We start from the raw sequence: 3,678 nt of genomic DNA, 5'->3' as shown, positions 1-3,678 counted from the left end.
CCGCCTCGGCGGAGCGCTCACGGGCTTCGGCATCGCGGAAGGCAGCTTCCTTGCGGCCTTCGGCTTCCAGAACCTGGGCCTGCTTCAAGCCCTCGGCCTCAAGGATTTGCGCGCGCTTGTTACGCTCGGCCATCATCTGACGCGCCATGGAATCCACGAGGTTTGCGGGCGGGTTGATGTCCTTGATCTCGACGCGCGTGACCTTGATGCCCCAAGGGTGTGCGGCCTGATCCACCACGCGCAGGAGGCGCTCGTTGATGGCATCGCGGTTGGACAGAAGCTCGTCCAGATCCATCGAGCCCATCACGGTGCGGATGTTGGTCATGGTCAGGTTGAGAATGGCGTTCTGCAGACCGGCCACCTGATAAGCGGCCTGGGCGGCGTTCAGCACCTGATAGAAGGCGACGCCGTCCACGGCGACGATGGCGTTATCGCGGGTGATAACTTCCTGGGTGGGAACATCCAGGACCTGTTCCATCATGTTCAACCGCGCGCCGATGCGGTCAACGAAGGGAACGATGAGGTTGAGGCCCGGCGTCAAAGTGCGGGTATAACGGCCGAAGCGCTCGACAGTGTAGTTGTTGCCCTGCGGAACCGTCTTGATGCCCGCGAAGATCAGCAGGAGCACCAGGATCGCAAGCACGATGATGACGATGTCAAATCCGCCGAACATTCAGACCTCCAACCAAGAATGCAGGAGGTCTAATCTAAACGGGGGCTTACGCCAAGGCAGTTGGTATCAGACGGCGGATCAAGCTGACTCCGGAGGTGAAGGCAAACAGATCGGCATCGCTGTCGGGGTTGCCGGTTAGCGCACCGGTCACCAGTTCTGCACCGATGCGAGAGTAAGTGATGCCGTTGCCACCATAGCCCATCATGGAAAAGATGCGGGGATGGCTAGGGAGGGCGCCGATCCAGGGCAGGCCGGTTTCGGTGACGCCGAAGGAGCCTGACCAGCGGAAAGCGGGCTTTGTATCGAGGTTCGGCATCAGGGCCTTCATTTTGGCGGAGATGCGGTTCGTCTTTTCCTGCAGCATGCCGTCGCGCTTGTCTTCGTCGGTGAAATCCTCGTCCTCACCGCCGCAGATGACGCGACCGTCCGGCAGCGTGCGCAGGTAGAGATAGGGGTCGGACGCTTCCCAGATGAAGGTCTCCTTCGGCCACAGGTTCTCCGGTTGCGGTTCGGTGGCGATTGCCCAAGTCGAGATGATCTTGTGGCCGGATTGCGGAGCGGGATCGAGCAGTTCGTAGCCGGTCGCGAGCACGAGATGATCAGCGGAGATCGTGTGGCCCGAGTCGGTCTTCACCTCGACGCCGTCGCGGCTGTCTGTCACCTCCACAGCTTCAACCGGCGCGTAATAGCTGGCGCCGCGTTCGATCGCTTTCAGATGGAGGTGGGCCGTCAGTTTCCGCGGGTTGATGGCAAGATTGTCGAACGACAGGATCGCACCTTCGCGGTTCAAGCCGAACTCTTGTCTCAACTCCGAAGCATTCAGGAAGCGCGAATAGATGCCGGCGACGCGGCGTATGTCTGCCTCCGCCTTCAACGCATCTGAGTCCATGACGTCGCCGGCGATGAAGAGCGAGTTGCGCGGTTCATGATCGCAGGGGATGCCGAGATCTTCGATACGCGCCTGCAGGTTTGCCACTGCATTGCGCGATCGCCGCCAGGCCTGTTCGGCTTTCGTCTTGCCGAGCTTCTTCGACAAGGTGGATAGCGGCTGGTCGATTTCAAACTGCACCAGTGCCGTAGTGGCCGGCGTGGAGCCGAGCATGGCACCATCGCGCCGGTCGATCACGATTACAGAGAAGCCTGCGTCGGTCAGGCTTTCCGCCATCATGGCGCCGGAGATGCCCATGCCGACGATCAGAACATCGCATTTGGCATCGCGCGTAAGCTTATGAACCGGCACCTCGGGCGCTTTGTAAGTCACCCATACGGGTTTGCCGCCGCGCAGATCCAGATGCCGTGTCATGAAGGTCGTCTCCGAAGGTCGGCTTAAACCTATGTTGCTCGGAGACGTTCCCGAAAGTCCTGACAGTTTCCAGCCAAACCTAAGAAAGGCCTTACAACCAGCCTTCCAACTCGCGCCGCACGATCTGCTCCACGACGCGCATTCCGTCGGCGGAATCGTTCAGGCAGGGGATGTGCGAGAAGTTCTTTCCGCCGGCATGCTCGAACTCCTCGCGCACTTCGCGGCCGATTTCATCCAGCGTTTCGATGCAATCCACCGAGAAGCCGGGATTGAGGATGGCGATGGACTTCACGCCTTCCTTGGCCAGGCGCTCGACGGTCTTGTCGGTGTAGGGCTGCAGCCATTCCTGCGCGCCGAAGCGGGACTGGAAGGTTGTCATCAGCTTCTTCTCGTCCCAGCCGAGACGTTCACGCAGCAGGCGCGAGGTCTTTTGGCAGTGGCAATGATAGGGGTCACCCTTCTCGAAATAGGCTTTTGGAATGCCATGATAGGAGGCGATCACGACTTCCGGCTCGAAAGACAGGGTTGCCAGATGCGTCTCGATCGAACGCGCCAAAGCGTCGATGTAGACGGGCTCGTCATGGTAGGGCGGCAGGGTGCGGATCGCCGGCATGTCGCGCAAGTCCATCAAAGCACGGAACAATTGGTCGCTGGCGGTTGCGGTGGTGGTGGCGGAGTATTGCGGATAGAGCGCTGCCATCATGATGCGCTTGCAGCCGGCGGCGCGCAGGCGCTCGACGGCTGAGGCGATGGAAGGGGTGCCGTAGCGCATGCCGTATTCGACCACGACCGGCTCGCCCTTGAAGCTTTCCGCCAGCTTTTCGGCCTGGGAACGCGTGAAGGTGCGCAGGGGCGATTCGTTCTTCTCGCGGTTCCAGATGCGGGCATAGTTCTCGCCGGACTTCTTGGGTCGCGTGGTGAGAACTGCGCCGTAAAGTATTGGATACCATACAGCTTTGTTCAGCTCGATGACGCGCGGATCGGACAGGAACTCGCGGAGATAGCGCCGCAGCGACTTCTGGTCGGTGCCGTCTGGCGTGCCGAGATTGACCAAGAGAACGCCGACGCGATCCGGCGCGAGGGCGGGATGGTTGGCGGGCAGGGGGCCGGTTGCCTTGGAAGCCGGACGATCCAGGCCCGTCGCAGTTGATACCACCGCTTGATGCTCCTTCGAAGATTCTGGAGCAGACATACGGTTTCACCGCCGCCAATCAATGCTGCAAATGGAAGCGGGGACGGAAAAAGCCGGAAAAAGCAGGGTGTCAGCGCCGCTTTTTACCGACTTGGCGGCCATTTTTCCGCAAACGCGTCAATTTCTTCCGGGAATCTGCAGCTCCGTGCCGACAAACAGGCGTTGAACCCGCAAGCCGGGATTGGCGCGCTGGATTCGGCGCCATTGGGTGCCGTCGCCATAAGCGGCTTCGGCAATGTCCCACAGCGTGTCGCCCTGAACGATCGTGTGGGTGCCACCAGCGGTGATGGAAGGCGACGCCGGTTCGGTCGTTGCACTGCTTTGCGAGGGCTGAGTTGGCTCAACCGTCGTTTGAACAGGTGGGGGTGTTGCGGACGGTTCTGCCGACGGTGGGGTCAGGTCGGCGGGCGGGGTGGTGGGCGCTGGGGTTGTTGGCTCGGGGACCGTTGTTTCCGCCGGAGCAGCGGTCTCGGCTGCTGGAGGCTGGGCCGGAGCAGGCGTTGCGGCCGG

At 61.3% G+C, this 3,678-nt stretch carries 4 protein-coding genes; all 4 read right to left on the bottom strand.

What is annotated here, in order from left to right:
* Window positions 1-673: SPFH domain-containing protein (locus RTX98_RS18640; RefSeq protein ID WP_312798296.1), on the bottom strand; the 673-nt coding region annotated here is incomplete at its 3' end.
* Between the two features lie 46 nt (window positions 674-719).
* On the bottom strand, window positions 720-1,976 hold the full coding sequence (locus tag RTX98_RS18635; protein ID WP_312798295.1) for an FAD-dependent oxidoreductase: 1,257 nt from the start codon (window positions 1,974-1,976) through the stop codon (window positions 720-722).
* Between the two features lie 91 nt (window positions 1,977-2,067).
* Entirely contained in the window at window positions 2,068-3,168 is a 1,101-nt protein-coding gene (gene hemH, locus RTX98_RS18630) for a ferrochelatase (protein WP_416223174.1), read from the bottom strand.
* 117 nt (window positions 3,169-3,285) lie between these two features.
* The coding region (locus RTX98_RS18625; RefSeq protein WP_312798291.1) for a LysM peptidoglycan-binding domain-containing protein at window positions 3,286-3,678 on the bottom strand (393 nt) is incomplete at its 5' end.

Source organism: Tianweitania sp., from assembly GCF_032053605.1.
In the GTDB taxonomy this organism is placed as follows: Bacteria; Pseudomonadota; Alphaproteobacteria; order Rhizobiales; family Rhizobiaceae; genus Tianweitania.
Note: the sequence above shows the minus strand (reverse complement) of the source record. Positions and strands in the feature narration are given on the sequence as shown.